Genomic DNA, 16,059 nt, shown 5'->3' with positions numbered 1-16,059 from the left:
GCGAATCATCGGTTCCGAGCATGCCGTCCGCCCGCGTCCGGCGGCCGGAATCGGCGGGAACTGCCGGTGACGTGCGTCACCCGATGGCCGGTCCGCGCCGGAGCGGGCGGCGGCCGGCCCGCCTAGGCTGGATCCATGGCCGACGCAGCCGTGGCGCTTGCCGAAGGGTTCCGGGGCGAGATCGTGGTGCCCGGGGACGTGGACTACGACCGGGCGCGGGGGGTGTGGAACGCGGCGGTGGACCGCCGGCCCGAGGTGATCGCCCGCTGCACCGGGGTCGCGGACGTGCTGCAGGCCGTCGCGGTGGCCCGCGAGCACGGCCTGCCGGTGGCCGTCCGCGGCGCCGGGCACAGCCTGGCGGGGCTCGGGACGGGCGAGGGCGCGATGCTGATCGACCTGTCCGGCCTGACGGGGGTGCGGGTGGACCCGGAGCGGCGGACCGCCCGGGCGCAGCCGGGCGCGACCTGGGGCGGCTTCGACCACGAGACGCAGGCGTTCGGCCTGGCCACGCCGGGCGCGCCGTACTCGGGGGCGGGCATCGCCGGGACGACGCTCGGTGGCGGCATCGGCTGGCTGACCCGGGCGTACGGGCTGACCTGCGACAACCTGGTCGAGGCGGACGTGGTGACCGCCGAGGGCCGGTTGCTGACGGCGAGCGCGGCCTCGCACCCGGAGCTGTTCGCGGGGCTGCGCGGCGGCGGCGGGAACTTCGGGGTGGTCACCTCGTTCACGTACCGGCTGCACCGGGTGGGCCCGCACGTGCTGTGCGGGGCGCTGTACCTGCCGGGGGAGGCGCTGGCGGAGACGGTGGCGGCGGTGCGGGACTTCATGGCGCAGGCCCCGGACGGGCTGACGGTGGCGTGCGAGTTCGGCCACCCGCGCGGGGTGCCGGAGCTGCCGGCGGGGGCGGCGGTGCGGATCGGCCTGTGCTGGGCCGGCCGGGCCGATCGGGGCCGGGAGGTGCTGGCGCCGTTGCGTGCTCTGCCGGGCGTGGTGGCGGACACCGTGCAGACCCGCCCGTACACGCTGTGGCAGCAGATGCTGGACACCGGCCGGGGCCCGGGTGCGGGCGTGTTCGGCCGGTCGGAGTTCCTGTCGGTGCTGGACGACGCGGCGATCGGCTGCCTGGCGGAGCAGACGGCCGCGCTGCCCTCGCCGGACGCGTACGCCCAGCTGGCGTTCCTGGGCGGCGCGGTGGCCCGGGTGGGCGCGGAGGACAGTGCGTACACCTACCGGCAGGCCCCGTACCTGCTGAGCGCGGTGGGCCGGTGGACCACCGGCCCGGCGGAGCCGCAGGTGGCGTGGGTGCGGCAGTGCTGGGAGGCGATGCGGCCGTTCTCCTCGGGCGGGGCGTACGTGAACCTGATGGGCATGGAGGGCCAGGGGCGGGTGGTGGAGGCGTACGGGCTGGCGAAGTACGAGCGGCTGGTGGCGCTGAAGGAGCGCTACGACCCGGGGAACCTGTTCCGGGTGAACCAGAACATCCGTCCGAACGGGTGACGGCCGGGGCCGGCGTGACGCTCGCCACGTCGGGGCGTCCAGGAGGTTGAGAACAGTGGTCGGCTGGGTAGAGCGGTGGCGAACGTCTCTCTTGACCGTAGTCCGACCGTCCGGATACTGAGCGTGAGCGCGTCAGTTCCGGTCCGTCGGGCCACCGTCCGGCGGGACGTGTCGCGCTTTTCCCGGGCCGGGCCGATCCCCGTCCGGGCACACCTCGGACAAGGCCGGTGCCAGACCCTCACTCGTGCGCGCCGGGCGATTGACGATGGAGGCCCCCGCACATGGGCATGAGTGTGATCATCGCAGCGGCACGACCTGATGAAGCGGAGCAGATCCTCAAGCTCCAGTACCTCGGCTACCAGAGCGAGGCGGAGCTGTACAGCGACTGGACCCTCGAGCCGCTGACCCAGAGCCTGGAGAGCCTGAAGGCCGAACTCGCCGGGCACCGCGTCCTGGTGGCCCGCCTGGGCGACGAGGTGGTCGGTTCGGTGCGCGGCTCGGTGGACGAGACCGGCACCGGCCGGATCGGCAAGCTGGTGGTGCACCCGCGGATGCAGCGGCACGGCCTCGGCCGCCGGCTGCTGACCGCCCTGGAGGCGCAGCTCGCCGAGGACGGCGCCGCCGGCTTCGAGCTGTTCACCGGCCATCGCAGCCTCGGCAACCTGCGGCTCTACCAGAGCCTCGGCTACCGCGAGACCGAGGTGCGCGAGGTCTCCCGCCGGCTGTCGATCGTCACCCTGGCCAAGCCCGGCGCGGCCTCGCTGGCGGCCTGAACCACCTACTGCGGCACCCGAACCGGACATCGGTCGGGTGCCGCAGTGCTTGTCCCGCAAGGGTCGTGTCCGCATGTCGGACAGTGAGTCCTGGAAGTTGGGACGTTCACCAATTGTCTGATTTACTGGGTTCCATGACCACGACGACGACATGCATCCCCACCGGCGCGACGCCGGCAGGTGAGCGACGCATGTGCCGTCGAATGTGTTGTCGCTGAGAGCTCTGCCCAGCGCCCGCTGACGTTCCGTCCTCCGATGTCCCGACAAGGCCGCGCCCGTGCGCGGTCCGTCCGGCCGGCGGCCGTGATCGACAAGACGTCAGCCCCCGATCTTCCTCCCGGCACCAGGTGCCGTTCCATTGGCGCGGATGCCCCAAGGGTCGTCCGCTGACGAACAAACGGAAGCAGCTGTGATCACCACCAAGGACCTGACCAAGGTCTACCGTTCCCGGGGCCGTGACGTCCTGGCGCTGGACAGCGTCGACCTGCACGTGCGGCAGGGCGAGGTGTTCGGAGTCGTCGGCACCAGCGGCGCCGGCAAGTCCACCCTGATCCGGTGCGTCAACCTGCTGGAGCGGCCCACCTCCGGCACCGTCACCGTGGACGGCGTCGAGCTGACCGCGCTGGCCGGCAGCGAACACCGGGCCGGCCGCGAACTCCGCGAGGCCCGCCGCCGGATCGGCATGGTGTTCCAGCACTTCAACCTGCTGTCCTCGCGCACCGTGCAGCAGAACGTCGAACTCCCGCTGGAGATCATCGGCCTCGACCGGCACGACCGCCGCCGCAAGGCCGCCGAACTGCTCGACCTGGTCGGCCTCGCCGACAAGGCGCGCAGCTACCCCGGCCAGCTCTCCGGCGGCCAGAAGCAGCGCGTCGGCATCGCCCGCGCCCTGGCCGGCGACCCCAAGGTGCTGCTCTCCGACGAGGCCACCAGCGCCCTCGACCCGGAGACCACCCGCTCGATCCTGGCGCTGCTGCGCGACCTCAACCAGCAGCTCGGCCTCACCGTGCTGCTGATCACCCACGAGATGGACGTCATCAAGTCGGTCTGCGACTCCGCGGCCCTGATGCGCGGCGGCAAGGTCGTGGAGAGCGGACAGCTCACCGACCTGCTCGCCGACGGCCACTCGCGGATCGCCCGCGACCTGTTCCCGCTCGGCGACTTCGGCTCCGGCGCTGCTCCGTTCGGTACTACGGGCGACCGCACCGTCCTGGAGATCACCTTCCAGGGCGACGCACCCGCCCAGCCGTTCGTCTCCCAGCTGGCCCGCACCTACCAGATCGACATCAACATCCTCGGCGCCGCCGTGGAGACCATCGCCGGCCGCCTGGTCGGCCGCATGCGGGTCGAACTGCCCGGCAGCCACACCGACAACGTGGTGCCGATCGGCTACCTGCGCCAACAGGGACTCCAGGTGGACGTCCTCGACCTGTCGAACGGAGTGGCGGCATGACCTGGGACCGGATGCAGGAACTGATGTGGCCCGCCACTTGGGAGACCCTCAGCATGGTCGGCCTCGCCGGCCTCGCCACCCTGGTGGTCGGACTGCCGATCGGGCTGCTGCTGGTGCTCACCGACAAGGGCGGCCTGCTGCAGAACCGCGCCGTCAGCCGGGTGCTCGGGGCGATCGTCAACGTCGGGCGCTCCATCCCGTTCGTCATCCTGATCGTCGCGGTGATCCCGTTCACCAAGGTGGTCGCGGGCGGCACCTCGCTCGGCTGGCAGGCCGCCACCGTCCCGCTCGCCATCGGCGCGATCCCGTTCTTCGCCCGCCTGGTGGAGACCGCCGTGCGCGAGGTGAACGGCGGACTCGTCGAGGCGCTCAAGGCGATGGGCGCCGGCACCGGCACCATCGTCCGCAAGACCCTGCTGCCGGAGAGCCTGCCCTCGCTGGTCTCCGCCTTCACCACCACGCTGATCGCCCTGATCGGATACTCCGCGATGGCCGGCGTGGTCGGCGGCGGCGGACTCGGCGACCTCGCCATCCGCTACGGCTACCAGCGCTTCGAGACCACCTTCATGTGGGTCATCGTCGCCGAAATCGTGATCATCGTCACCGCGCTGCAACTGCTCGGCGACCTGATCGCCCGCCGGCTCGGCCACCGCGGCAACTACCGCAGCGGACTGAGCCTGCTGCGCGCCGCGAAGGCCACGAAGGCCGCGCCGCGCGCCCAGAAGACCGCCGAGGCGGTCGAAGAGGACCTCGTCTCCTCCCACTGACCACCGCTCCCCACCCGGAGCGGTCCCCGGCCCACCCGGGCCGTTCGCACCCGCAGAAAGGCACTTTTCGTGCGTAAGTTTCTGAAGACCACCGTCCTGACCGCCACCGCCGCCGGACTCGTCGTCGGCCTCACCGCCTGCTCCAGCGGCGGCAGCTCCGACTCCGGCGCCTCGGCCGACCCCAACAAGCCCCTGGTGGTCGCCGCCAGCGCCACCCCGCACGCGCAGATCCTCAAGTTCGTGCAGGACAACCTGGCGGCCCAGGCCGGCCTCAAGCTGGACGTCAAGGAGGTCAGCGACTACGTGACCCCCAACACCACGGTCCAGGACGGATCCGCGGACGCGAACTTCTTCCAGCACCAGCCGTACCTCGACGACTTCAACAAGAAGAACGGCACCGACCTGGTCTCCGTCGGGACCGTCCACCTCGAGCCGCTCGGCGTCTACTCCAAGAAGGTCAAGAACCTCGCGGACCTCAAGGACGGCGCCGTGGTCTCCGTCCCCAGCGACGCCACCAACGAGGGCCGCGCCCTCAAGCTGCTGGCCGACAACAACATCATCACCCTCAAGGACGGCGCCGGAACCACCGCCACCGCCGACGACATCGCCTCCAACCCCAAGCACCTGAAGATCAAGGAGCTGGAGGCCGCCCAGCTGCCGCGCTCGCTCGACGACGTCGACGCCTCCGTCATCAACGGCAACTACGCGCTCGGCGCCGGCCTCAAGCCGTCCAGCGACGCGCTGCTGGTCGAGAAGGCCCAGGGCAACCCGTACGCCAACATCCTGGCCGTCAAGAAGGGCCACGAGAGCGACCCGCGGGTCAAGAAGCTCGCCGAGCTGCTGCACTCCGACGCCGTCAAGAAGTACATCGACGACAACTTCCAGGGCGCCGTCATCCCCGCGTTCTGAACCACCCGCTGACCCGATCGGCTCCCACGGTGCCCCCGGCCTCCCCGCCGGGGGCACCGTGCCGACCAGCTGTCAGGAGCGGAACAGGTACGCTGACACGCCCGACAAGGGCGGGGCGTACGGTGTGTCCACGACCCGGCGAGGAGAGACGGCATGGTTGCGAACTTCCCCGAGACAGCCATCAGCACCGAAAGGCTGCTGCTGCGCGCCCTTGAGGACCAGGACGCCCCCGGCCTGATCACCATGCTCTCCGACGAACTCGTCCAGATCTGGTCCGAGTACCCCCGGCCCTACACCCAGGCCGACGCCCACGACCTGATCACCCGCCAGGCACCCGAGCGCCGCACCGGGGGACGCGGAATCGTTTTCGCCGTCACCGAACACCTCACCCAGCGCCTGGTCGGACTCCTCGAACTCGACCACACCGACTGGCACTTGCGCGCCACCGAGGTCCGGTACATCACCGCCCCCTGGGCCCGCGGCGAGGGCTACGCCCCCGAAGCCGTCCTCGGCACCGCCCAGTGGCTGTTCGAGGACCGCGGCTTCCAACGCCTCGAACTGCGCACCGCCGCCGGCAACACCGCCGCCCAGCAGGTCGCCCAGAAAACCGGCGCGATCAGCGAAGGCGTCCTGCGCAACGCCGCGATAGTCCGCGGCGGCGAATGGGGCCCCGGCCCGGAGGAACACACCGACCTGATCGTGTGGAGCCTCCTCCCCGAGGACCTCGACCCGCCCGAACCCGCCCACCCCGCCGACCAGCACCACGCGCTGCGCCACTGACCCGCGCCGCGCCACCGACGCGTTCTGTGCCCTGCGCCACTGAACGCGCCCCCGGGCGCGTGCCCCTGCTCCGCACACCCCCGGCAGGCGGTAGCCTCTGCCCAGGGAACACCGACGGCGGAATCCGCCACCGGCGCACCCACCAGGGGCGGAACACGGCATAGGGAGAACAGCCGCAGATGGCTGACCGGATCACGGTCATCGGGTGGGACGGCACCCCACTGACCCAGGCAGCCGCCGGCGCACTCGCCGCCGCCACCCTGGTCGCCGGAGCGGGCTACCAGCTCGCCGCACTTCCCGTCCCCGAACGCGCCGAACGCATCGGCCTCGCCGACCTGCGGGCCGCCGCCCGCCGCCTCGCCGACCACCGCGGCACCGCCGTCGTCGTCGCCGAGGGCGACCCCGGCTTCTTCGGCGTCGTCCGCACCCTGCGCCGCCCCGAATACGGACTCGAACTCGAAGTGCTGCCCGCCGTCTCCTCGGTGGCCGCCGCCTTCGCCCGGGCCGGCATGCCCTGGGAGGACGCCCAGGTGGTCTCCGCCCACGGCGGACGACTGCGCCGCGCCGCCAACGTCTGCCGCGCCCACCCCAAGGTCGCCGTCCTCACCACCGCCGGTGCCGGACCCAGCGAACTCGCCCTGATGCTGCGCGGCGTCCCCCGCACCTTCGTGGTCTGCGAAGCCCTCGGCACCCCCGAGGAGGACGTCACCGTCCTCACCTCCGAACGCGTCCCCGACCACGACTGGCGCGACCCCTCCGTCGTCCTGGTCATCGGCAACGTCCCGCCCACCGAGGCCGCTTCGGGCTGGCTGGCCGGCAAACCCCTCGACCACCCCGGACCGCAGCGCGGCTGGGCGCTTCCCAACCGGGCGTACGCCGGCGCGGACGCCGACACCAGGCGCCCCCGCGCACTGCCCCCGCACGTCCGCGCGCTCGCCCTCGCCCGCCTCGCACCCACCCCCGGCGACCTGCTCTGGACCGTCGGCGCGGGCGACGGCGCACTCGCCGTCGAAGCCGCCCGGTTCGGCGCCGCCGTCGTCGCCGTCGAAGCCGAACCCTCCGACTGCGCCCGGATAGCCGCCAACGCCCGCAAGGCCGGCGTCGAGATCGAAACCGCCACCGGCACCGGACCCGACGTCCTCGGCGCCCTCCCCGAACCCGACGCCGTCGCCGTCGAACACGGCGGACCCGTCATGGTCCGCGCCGTCGTCGACCGCCGACCCGAACGCGTCGTCGCCGTCGCCCGCAGCCTCGCCGAAGCCGGCGAGACCCGGCAGATCCTCGACACCGCCGGCTACCGCACCGACGGACTGCTGCTCCAATCGGCCCCGCTGCGCGCCGAACCGGCCGGCGGCGCCGGACCCTCCTTCGGGCGCGGCGACTACACCCTGCTGATCTGGGCCGAACCGCGCGACTGACCGTCAGACCCGGACGGTACGGTGATCCCCGTCGCATCCGGACAAGGTTTCGAGAACGGTTCGGTCGCGGCCGGTAGGGTTTCCCCGGGGCGCAATTCGTCACGGCAGCACCGTGTCCGATCAGGCATGATTACCGCCGATTTGACGCACTGCAACCCGAACAGCCCGCTTCGCGGGCATTCGACGCGGTGCGCACCAGCCCGGAAGAATGCCGTGAGCGTCCGAAAGCGGCCGTGCCGTCGTGCCGGTTGCCCGGGGCTGTCGTTGTTTCTGATGGCACGCCACCCCTGAGGGTGACGACCGATGGAGTAAGGGACGGGTCGGTGCGGCTCCGCCCCGGCGAAGTGGGCGGGACCTCCGGGACACCCGCCAAGGACGCGCAAGCGGCCTGGAAGGAGCATTGACATGACCGACGGCGGCCACGCCCCCCACGCCGGTCCCCTCGCGCCCGAACCCGGGCCCGGCGGGTCCGCCCCGGAGCACCACCTCGGCGCGCCCCTTCCGCCTGCCGCCGCCGGATGGCACGGCGAGCAGCGGCCCGCCTACACCTTCCTCGACCAGCCCGACGGCGACGAGGACGACGACGTGCTGCTGATGCCCGGCCCCCAGACCGCCTGGGGCGACGCCGTGAACGGCACCGCCGAGGCGGCGGCCGGGCCCGCTGACGCCCCGGCAGCCGCCGAGGCCGCCGCCGCCGAGCCGGTCGCCGAGCAGCCGCCCGGCACCCCCGTCGCGCCGTCCTGGCCGCCGCTCGCCCCGCCGGTGCTCACCGCCGAGCCGGTGGCGGAGAGCGCTCCCGCAGCCGGTACCCCGCAGGCGCAGCCCGCCGCGGCCCCGCTGCTGACCCCCCCTCACCAGCGCCGCCCGCTGCACGCCGGCCCGCCGATCCCGGACCCGTCGCTGATGACCGGCCAGGTCCCGGTCCGCTCGCTGGCCGATCGGGGCCCGTCCACCCCCGGCGGCACGCCCGCCTTCGGGGTGCCCGTGGTCAACGCCGAAACGGTGCAGCAACCGGTTCAGCCGCAGGCCGTGCAGGCCCAGCCGGTGCCGGTGCCCGCCCAGGCGACCGCACCCGCGCCGACCGCTGCGCAGGTGCCCGCGTCCGTGCAGCCGCACGTGGTGGAGGCCGCAGCTGCCGCAGCCGTCGTCGAGCCGGTCGCCCCCGCCGAGGAAGCGCCCGCCGCCGAGCCGGAGGCCGCCGCCGCGCAGCCGATCGCCGTCGAGCCGGTGGCCGCCGAACCGATCGCGGTCGCCCCCGTCGCGGCCGAACCGGTCGTCACCGAGCCCGCGCCCGCCGCCGCCGAGGCCCCCGCACAGCCGGCGCCGGAGGCCGTGGCGATCCCCGCGCCCGCCGCCAACCTGACGCCCGTGTTCGTCGAGCCGGTCGAGCCCACCGCACCCGCGAACGCCCCGGCGCCCACCGCCGAGACCACCCCGGCCCCCGAGGCCCCGGCTGCCGCCGAGCAGCCCGCCGCCGAGCAGCCCGCCGCCGAGCCGGTCGCCGCTGAGCCGGTCGTGGCCGAGGCGCCCGCTGCCGAGGCGGCCCCGGCGGAGACGCCGACTGCCGAGGAACCGGCTGCCGAAGCACCGGCCGCGGACGCCCCGGCTGCGGAGGCGCCCGCCGCCGAGCCCGAGGCCCAGCCGGCTGCCGAGACTGTGTCCGCCGAGCCCGTTGCGGTCGAGCCGGTCGCCGTCGAGCCGGTCGCGGCCGAGGCGGCTGACGCGCCGTCGGAGCCGCAGGCCGAGGCCGCCGCTGCCGAAACCCCGTCGGCCGAGCAGCCGGAAGCCGCCACCACCGAGGAGCCCGCGCCGCAGGCCGCCCAGGCGGAGGCGGCCGATGGCGAGGCCGCGGAGCAGCCGATCCCCGCGCAGGCCACCAAGTCGGCCGGACGGGGTGCGCACCGCCGCATCTCGGCGTTCCTCGCCGCGCCCGCCGGTCTGCCGCTGCTGACGCCCGAGGCGCCGTCGGCCGAGCCGCAGCCCGCCGCCGAGGTTGCCGAGACCGCGGAGGCCACCGAGGCCGCGGAGGCCACCGGGGCCGCCGCGCCGACCGAGGGAGCGGTGCCTGCCGCGCCCGTTCAGGCGGCTGCGGAGGCCGAGACCCCGGCCGGTGCCGAGCAGCCGGCCGCCGAGACCCCGGAACCGGCCGCCGAGCCGACCCCCGAGGTCGAGGCCGAGCCCGCTACTGAGCCCGACCCCGCCGCCGAGGCCGAGCCCGTCGCCGAGCCTGCCGCCGAACCGGAGACCGCGCCGGAGCCCGCCGAGGCTCCCGAGGCCGCCAAGTCCGAGGAAGCCCCGGAGGCCGCCGAAGCCCCCGAGGCCCCGGCCGACGCCGAAGCAGCGGCCGAGCCCACCGCGGACCCCGTCCCCGTCTCCGCCCCCGACGCCGAATCCGCCGTCGAGGCCCCCGCCCCGGAAACCGACTCCACTCCCACCCCCGACGCCGATGTCACCCCCGTCCCCGAGGAGCCCCGCGGCCCCGCCGCCCCCGGCTTCGACGACGCGAGCCGCGAGGCCGTGCACCAGGTGATCCGCGAGCGCCGCGACATCCGCAACGGCTTCCGGCCGGACCCGATCCCGCACGAGGTGCTGATCCGGGTGCTGGAGGCGGCGCACACCGCGCCGAGCGTCGGCTACTCGCAGCCGTGGGACTTCGTGGTGATCCGGTCCGCGAAGACCCGCCGGAAGATGCACGAGCTGGCGGAGCGTCAGCGCGAGGCGTACGCGGATTCGCTGCCCAAGGGCCGGGCGAAGCAGTTCAAGGAAATCAAGATCGAGGCGATCCTCGAGACGCCGGTCAACATCGTGGTGACCGCCGACCGCACCCGCGGCGGCCGGCACACGCTGGGCCGCCACACCCAGCCGCAGATGGCCCCGTACTCGGCGGCCCTGGCGGTGGAGAACCTGTGGCTGGCGGCCCGCGCCGAGGGGCTGGGCGTCGGCTGGGTGAGCTTCTTCGACGACGAGGAGCTGGTCCGCGAGCTCGGCCTGCCCGAGCACCTGGAGGTCGTCGCCTACCTGTGCGTCGGCTTCGTGGACGCGTTCCCGGACGAGCCGGAACTGCAACAGCAGGGCTGGGCGAAGAAGCGCCCGCTGTCCTGGGTGGTGCACGAGGAGCAGTACGGCAACCGCGCGCTGCCCGGCGAGGAGCCGCACGACCTGCTGTCCGACACGCTGCGCAACATCCGTCCGCTGGACGCCAAGGCGCTCGGCGAGGCGTGGGACCGGCAGAAGCGGATGACCAAGCCCGCCGGGTCGCTCGGCGTGCTGGAGATCATCGCGGCGCAGCTGTCCGGCCTGGCCCGCCAGTGCCCGCCGCCGATCCCGGAGCCGGGTTGCGTGGCGATCTTCGCCGGTGACCACGGGGTGCACGCCCAGGGCGTGACGCCGTGGCCGCAGGAGGTCACCGCGCAGATGGTCGGGAACTTCCTGGCCGGGGGAGCGGTGGTCAACGCGTTCGCCGCGCAGGTCGGCACCGAGGTGTGCGTGGTGGACGTCGGCGTCGCGGCCGAACTCCCGGACGCCATCCAGCAGGGCCGCACCACCGGCCTGCTGCCGCGCAAGGTCAAGCCCGGCACCGACGACATGACGCAGGGCCCGGCGATGAGCCGGGACGAGGCGGTGCGTGCGATCGAGGTCGGCATCGAGACCGCCCGCGACCTGGTCGCGGCCGGCAACAAGGTGCTGATCACCGGCGACATGGGCATCGCCAACACCACCGCCTCCGCCGCGCTGATCTCGGTGTTCACCGACACCGACCCGGCCGAGGTGACCGGGCGCGGCACCGGCATCGACGACGCCACCCACGCCCGCAAGGTCGAGGTGGTCCGGCAGGCCCTGGAGCTGCACAAGCCGGACCCGGCCGACCCGATCGGCGTGCTCGCCGCCGTCGGCGGGCTGGAGCACGCCGCGCTGGCGGGCTTCCTGCTCGGCGCGGCCTCGCTGCGCATCCCGGTGATCCTGGACGGCGTGATCGCCGGCTCGGCCGCGCTGGTCGCCAAGGCCATCGCGCCGGAGGTGCTGTCCGCCTGCATCGCGGGCCACCGCTCCGCCGAGCCGGGCCACCAGACCGCGCTCGCCAGGCTCGGCCTGCGTCCGCTGATCGACCTGGACCTGCGTCTGGGCGAGGGCACCGGTGCCCTGCTCGCCCTGCCGCTGGTGCAGAGCGCCGCCCGGGCGATGCACGATGTAGCCACCTTCGACTCCGCCGGAGTCACCGAGAAGGCCTGACCCACCGGACTGGCCGCCCCTCGCACCCAGGGGGCGGCCCGTCGGCCCGTACCCCGGCCCGGTACGGGACTCGCACCGCCGCCCACCCAGGAGCTCCGCCGATGACCGCGCCGCACCCGCACCCGTCCACCCAGGGCCTCACCCCGTACCCCGTCGGGCTGCTACTGGCCGGCCGCCGCGTCGTCGTGATCGGCGGCGGCCAGGTCGCCCAGCGCCGCCTGCCCGCGCTGATCGCCGCCGGCGCCGACCTGCACCTGATATCCCCGGCCACCACCCCGGCCGTCTCCGCGATGGCCGACGCCGGTGAACTCACCTGGCACCAGCGCCCGTACGCGGACGGCGACCTCGCCGACACCTGGTACGTGCTGGTCGCCACCGACGACCCGGACGTCAACACCGCCGTCTCCGCCGAGGCCGAGCGCCTGCGGGTGTTCTGCTCCCGCAGCGACGACGCCTCCTCCGCCACCGCCTGGACGCCCGCCTCCGGCCACGACGCCGGCGCGACCGTCGCCGTCCTCACCGGCGACCCCCGGCACTCCGCCGCACTGCGCGACTCCATCGTCGCGGGCCTGCGCGACGGCTCCCTCGCCGCCCGCCAGTACCGCGCCCGTGGCGCCGGCGTCGCCCTGGTCGGCGGCGGCCCCGGCGACCCCGACCTGATCACGGTCCGCGGCCGCCGCCTCCTCGCCGACGCCGACGTCGTCGTCGCCGACCGGCTCGCCCCGCGCGAACTCCTCGCCGAACTCCCGCCGCACGTCGAGGTGATCGACGCCTCCAAGATCCCCTACGGCCGCTACATGGCCCAGGAGGCGATCAACGCGACGCTGATCGAACACGCCAAGGCCGGCAAGTTCGTGGTCCGCCTCAAGGGCGGCGACCCGTACGTCTTCGGCCGCGGCGGCGAAGAACTCCTCGCCTGCCTGGACGCCGGCGTGCCCGTCACCGTCGTCCCCGGCATCTCCTCCTCGATCAGCGTCCCCGCCGCCGCGGGCATCCCCGTCACCCACCGCGGCCTCACCCACGAGTTCACCGTCATCTCCGGCCACGTCGGCCCCGGCGAACGCTCCCTCACCAACTGGCAGGCCGTCGCCGGCATGACCGGCACCCTGGTCCTCCTGATGGCCGTCGACAAGATCGCCACGATCGCCGCGGAGCTGCTGAAGCACGGGCGCCCCGTAGACACCCCGGTCGCCGTCGTCCAGGAGGGCACCACCAGCGCCCAGCGCCGCATCGACGCCACCCTCGCCACCATCGGCGAAACCGTCCACACCGAGGGCATCAAGCCCCCGGCGGTCATCGTCATCGGCGACGTGGTCAACGTCCTGGGGGAGTGAGAGCCCCCTCAGGGGGCTGATGGGTGCGAAACCAGGGGCCCGGAGGGCCCTTCAGGGGCCCGGGGAACGGCGGGGCCAAGTCTGCGAGTGATCAACGGGGCGCGGAAAGGTCCTGCCGTTTCCGGTCCCCGTCCTTGACCAGCCGCAGTCACGACCTACCCCTGCCCCCCCACGGGCCCCTGAGTGCTCACCCCCTCGTGCGAAAATCATTCCGTGTCCGAGCCCATCACCGTCACCGACGCCGCCGACCCCCGGCTGAGCGACTACACCGACCTCACCGACGTCGAGCTGCGCCGCCGCCGCGAACCGGCCGAAGGCCTCTTCATCGCTGAAGGCGAGAAGGTGATCCGCCGCGCCCTTGCCGCGGGCTTCCGGATGCGGTCGATGCTGCTCACCGCGAAGTGGCTCGGCGTGATGGGCGACGTGATCGCCGAGACCGACGCACCCGTGCACCTCGTCGAACCCGCCCTCGCCGAGCAGGTGACCGGCTACCACGTGCACCGCGGCGCCCTCGCCTCGATGGAACGCAAGCCCCTCCCGACCGCCGCCGAAGTCCTCGACGGCGCACGCCGCGTCGCGGTGCTGGAGGGCCTGGTCGACCACACCAACCTCGGCGCGATCTTCCGCTCGGCGGCCGCTCTCGGCATGGACGCCGTGCTGCTCTCCCCGGACTGCGCCGACCCGCTCTACCGCCGCGCCGTGAAGACGTCCATGGGCGCGGTGTTCTCCGTCCCGTACGCCCGCCTCGACCCGTGGCCGGATTCTCTCGCTGCCGTCCGCGAGGCCGGCTTCGAACTGCTCGCGCTCACCCCGTCCGGCGCCGAGGACTTCACGGTCGCCAAGTCCCATCTCCTCCCCAGGGCGGCCCTGATGCTGGGCGCCGAGGGCGACGGCCTCACCCCGAAGGCCCTCGCCGCCGCCGATCAGCGGGTGCGCATCCCGATGGCACACGGCATCGACTCGCTCAACGTCGGCGCCGCCGCCGCGATCGCGTTCTACGCGGTGAACCACGGCTGACTCCCGCCCCTGCCAGGGGAGTTGAGACTCAGCACGGTTCTCCGGTAGACATGCCGCCATGATCACCGACCGCACCGTGGCGCTGCGCCGACTCACCCTCCCCGGCTACCGCGGCCCACTGCTGCTGGCGGCCCTGCTGGCCGCCCTCGTGGCGCTGCCCGAGGGAGGACTGCACCGCGCGATGAAACTCGCAGCGGTGGTGGGCGGAATGTTCCTGTCGGGGCTTGCGGTGGCTCCGCTGGCCGCACCCCTGGCCATGCTGCCGTTCGCGTTCCCGGTCCTACTGATCGCCGTCGTGGTGATCGGAGCGACGGTCGAAAGGCCGCTCACCCGCCCGCGCCGCCCCGGCGCCAGCGCGATGCTCGGCCTCGCGCTGGGCTGCACCGCCGTCGTGCTGGGCTTCACCCTCCCGGGCTGGGACTACGGCCTGCTCGGCGTCGGCGGGCTGACGCTGGTCGGCCTGCCGTTCGCCTGGCTGCTGTGGCAGCAGTGGCCCGTCGCCCGCAACGCCGAGTCCCCGTCCGGCCGTTGGCGCTGGGCGGTGGCGCCGCTGCTGCTCGCCGCCACCGTGCTGACGGTCACCCAGACCGACCCCGCCGAGGCCCGGTTCGCGCTGGCCCGCCCGGCACTCACCGACTGGGCCGAGCACGCCCTGGCCACCGGCACGGCCGACCGGGGCTGGATCGCGGGCTACCACGTCATCGGGACCGAGTTCACCGGCGGCGGCGTGAGGTTCGCCATCGGCGGCACCGGCGCGTTCGCCCCCCACGGCTACGCGTACTTCCCGCCCGGCACCACCCCGCCCGCCAAGAAGGGCTACTACATCCCGATGGGTGATGGCTGGTACGACTGGGAGGAGAACGACCGGTTCTAGAGAGCCGTCAGTACCGCCTCGTCGGCCCCGTCCAGCACGAACCCGTTGTCGAAGCGGACCCGGACCGACGAGCGCGGCCCCCGCACCTGGAACGCCTCCCAGTGCGGTACCAGCTTGGCGATCTCGTTCTCCAACTGCTTGAGGCTCTCCGTGGGCATGGTGTGCCCGTAGTCGTCGTGCAGCGCCCGCAGCCGCTCGTACTCGCGGACCTCCTCGGGCGCCGTCACCTCCCCGACCACGTGCTCGACGGTGCCCTCGACGCCCGCCCCCAGCAGGAGAAGTCCCACCGTCTCCCCGTCCCCGGACGCGTCTCCCAGCGCCAGCTCCGTCACCAACTTGACCCGCACACCTGCGACCAGCGCCATTGCTCCCGTACCTCCCGGTCTCGCCCGATTTCCGCGGATCATTATCCGCCGAGGCCGCCCGATGACCGGTCAGGCCGCACGACGCGCCGCCGGAGGCGATATCGGTTGCGGCGCGGGCCGCCGCGGGTTGTGGTGGCGGCGGCCCGTCAGGTCGCCGACCCGCAGCACCAGGTCGGGGGCCGGGGGAGCGGGCCAGACCGTCAGCCGGTGCTCCTCGACGGGGCGGGCGGCGGTGTCGGTCTCCCGGCCGCGGTCGCGGCCCCGGGTCTGCACCCGGACCCGGTACCAGCCGCGGCCGGCGTGCGCCAGGTTGCCGGCCTCGGCGATGTCCACGCCGTCCCAGGCCCGCAGCCGCAGCTCGCCGCTGCTGTACAGCGACAGCTCCACGGCGCTCTCCCACTCCGGCCCTGGCTCCGCGGGCCGTTCGACCGCGCGCTCCACGCCGAGCCGGATCAGCCCGGTGTGGGTGCCGCACAGCACCGTCAGGTGGTCAGGGCACCCGGCCGCCACCCCGTTGCCGTGGAACAGCCGGGCCAGCGCGTGCGCGTCCCAGCCGTCCGGCAGTTCCGGGCCGTACAGGAAATACTGGCAGTACGCGACGTGCATCGCGTCGGTCGTCCACATCATGCGGCACATGCT

The 16,059-nt window shown here is 73.8% G+C and carries 13 protein-coding genes; 11 read left to right on the top strand and 2 right to left on the bottom strand.

Features of this window, described 5'->3' with window-relative positions:
- The first annotated feature begins 135 nt into the window (after positions 1-135).
- The 11 genes from ACGFWJ_RS28945 (at position 136) to ACGFWJ_RS28895 (ending at position 15,055) form a co-directional block, all read left to right on the top strand.
- Positions 136-1,500, top strand: coding sequence for an FAD-binding oxidoreductase (locus ACGFWJ_RS28945; protein WP_392954827.1), 1,365 nt, complete (start codon positions 136-138; stop codon positions 1,498-1,500).
- A gap of 281 nt (positions 1,501-1,781) precedes the next feature.
- Positions 1,782-2,273: a GNAT family N-acetyltransferase gene (locus tag ACGFWJ_RS28940; RefSeq protein ID WP_392954825.1), complete on the top strand. Its 492-nt coding sequence runs from the start codon at positions 1,782-1,784 to the stop codon at positions 2,271-2,273.
- Between the two features lie 409 nt (positions 2,274-2,682).
- Positions 2,683-3,726: a methionine ABC transporter ATP-binding protein gene (locus tag ACGFWJ_RS28935; RefSeq protein ID WP_392954823.1), complete on the top strand. Its 1,044-nt coding sequence runs from the start codon at positions 2,683-2,685 to the stop codon at positions 3,724-3,726.
- Positions 3,723-4,493, top strand: a complete 771-nt coding sequence (locus ACGFWJ_RS28930; protein WP_387642959.1) for a methionine ABC transporter permease — start codon at positions 3,723-3,725, stop codon at positions 4,491-4,493. Before ACGFWJ_RS28935 ends, ACGFWJ_RS28930 begins: the two co-directional genes overlap by 4 nt.
- Positions 4,494-4,562: 69 nt before the next feature.
- Entirely contained in the window at positions 4,563-5,402 is an 840-nt protein-coding gene (locus tag ACGFWJ_RS28925) for a MetQ/NlpA family ABC transporter substrate-binding protein (RefSeq protein WP_392954821.1), read from the top strand.
- 153 nt (positions 5,403-5,555) lie between these two features.
- Positions 5,556-6,182, top strand: a complete 627-nt coding sequence (locus ACGFWJ_RS28920) for a GNAT family N-acetyltransferase (RefSeq protein ID WP_392954819.1) — start codon at positions 5,556-5,558, stop codon at positions 6,180-6,182.
- Positions 6,183-6,361: 179 nt separating this feature from the next.
- The gene (cbiE, locus tag ACGFWJ_RS28915) at positions 6,362-7,600 is read left to right on the top strand and encodes a precorrin-6y C5,15-methyltransferase (decarboxylating) subunit CbiE (protein WP_387642956.1); all 1,239 of its coding nucleotides are present in this window, start codon (positions 6,362-6,364) and stop codon (positions 7,598-7,600) included.
- Positions 7,601-8,005: 405 nt separating this feature from the next.
- A complete protein-coding gene (gene cobT / locus ACGFWJ_RS28910) occupies positions 8,006-11,830 on the top strand; it encodes a nicotinate-nucleotide--dimethylbenzimidazole phosphoribosyltransferase (protein WP_392954816.1) in 3,825 nt (1,274 codons plus the stop codon).
- Between the two features lie 101 nt (positions 11,831-11,931).
- Entirely contained in the window at positions 11,932-13,164 is a 1,233-nt protein-coding gene (cobA, locus tag ACGFWJ_RS28905; RefSeq protein ID WP_392954814.1) for a uroporphyrinogen-III C-methyltransferase, read from the top strand.
- 213 nt (positions 13,165-13,377) lie between these two features.
- Positions 13,378-14,181: a TrmH family RNA methyltransferase gene (locus ACGFWJ_RS28900; protein WP_387861591.1), complete on the top strand. Its 804-nt coding sequence runs from the start codon at positions 13,378-13,380 to the stop codon at positions 14,179-14,181.
- A 58-nt stretch (positions 14,182-14,239) separates the two neighbouring features.
- Positions 14,240-15,055 (top strand): hypothetical protein, encoded by an 816-nt coding sequence (locus ACGFWJ_RS28895; RefSeq protein WP_392954935.1) that lies wholly within the window; start codon positions 14,240-14,242, stop codon positions 15,053-15,055.
- On the opposite strand, the gene ACGFWJ_RS28890 is transcribed toward ACGFWJ_RS28895, so the two are convergent.
- Together ACGFWJ_RS28890 and ACGFWJ_RS28885 are read right to left on the bottom strand one after the other, a co-directional pair.
- Positions 15,052-15,420 carry a hypothetical protein gene (locus tag ACGFWJ_RS28890; protein ID WP_392954812.1) on the bottom strand — a complete coding sequence of 123 codons (369 nt, stop codon included), beginning with the start codon at positions 15,418-15,420 and terminating at the stop codon, positions 15,052-15,054. The two genes, ACGFWJ_RS28895 and ACGFWJ_RS28890, sit on opposite strands and share 4 nt — an antisense overlap.
- 69 nt (positions 15,421-15,489) lie before the next feature.
- On the bottom strand, positions 15,490-16,047 hold the full coding sequence (locus ACGFWJ_RS28885) for a hypothetical protein (protein WP_392954810.1): 558 nt from the start codon (positions 16,045-16,047) through the stop codon (positions 15,490-15,492).
- Between the last annotated feature and the right edge of the window lie 12 nt (positions 16,048-16,059).

The sequence above is a fragment of the Kitasatospora sp. NPDC048407 genome, from assembly GCF_043200475.1.
Classification (GTDB): domain Bacteria; phylum Actinomycetota; class Actinomycetes; order Streptomycetales; family Streptomycetaceae; genus Kitasatospora.
The sequence above is the reverse complement of the archived record's forward strand: the minus strand, read 5'-3'. Positions and strand labels throughout refer to the sequence as shown.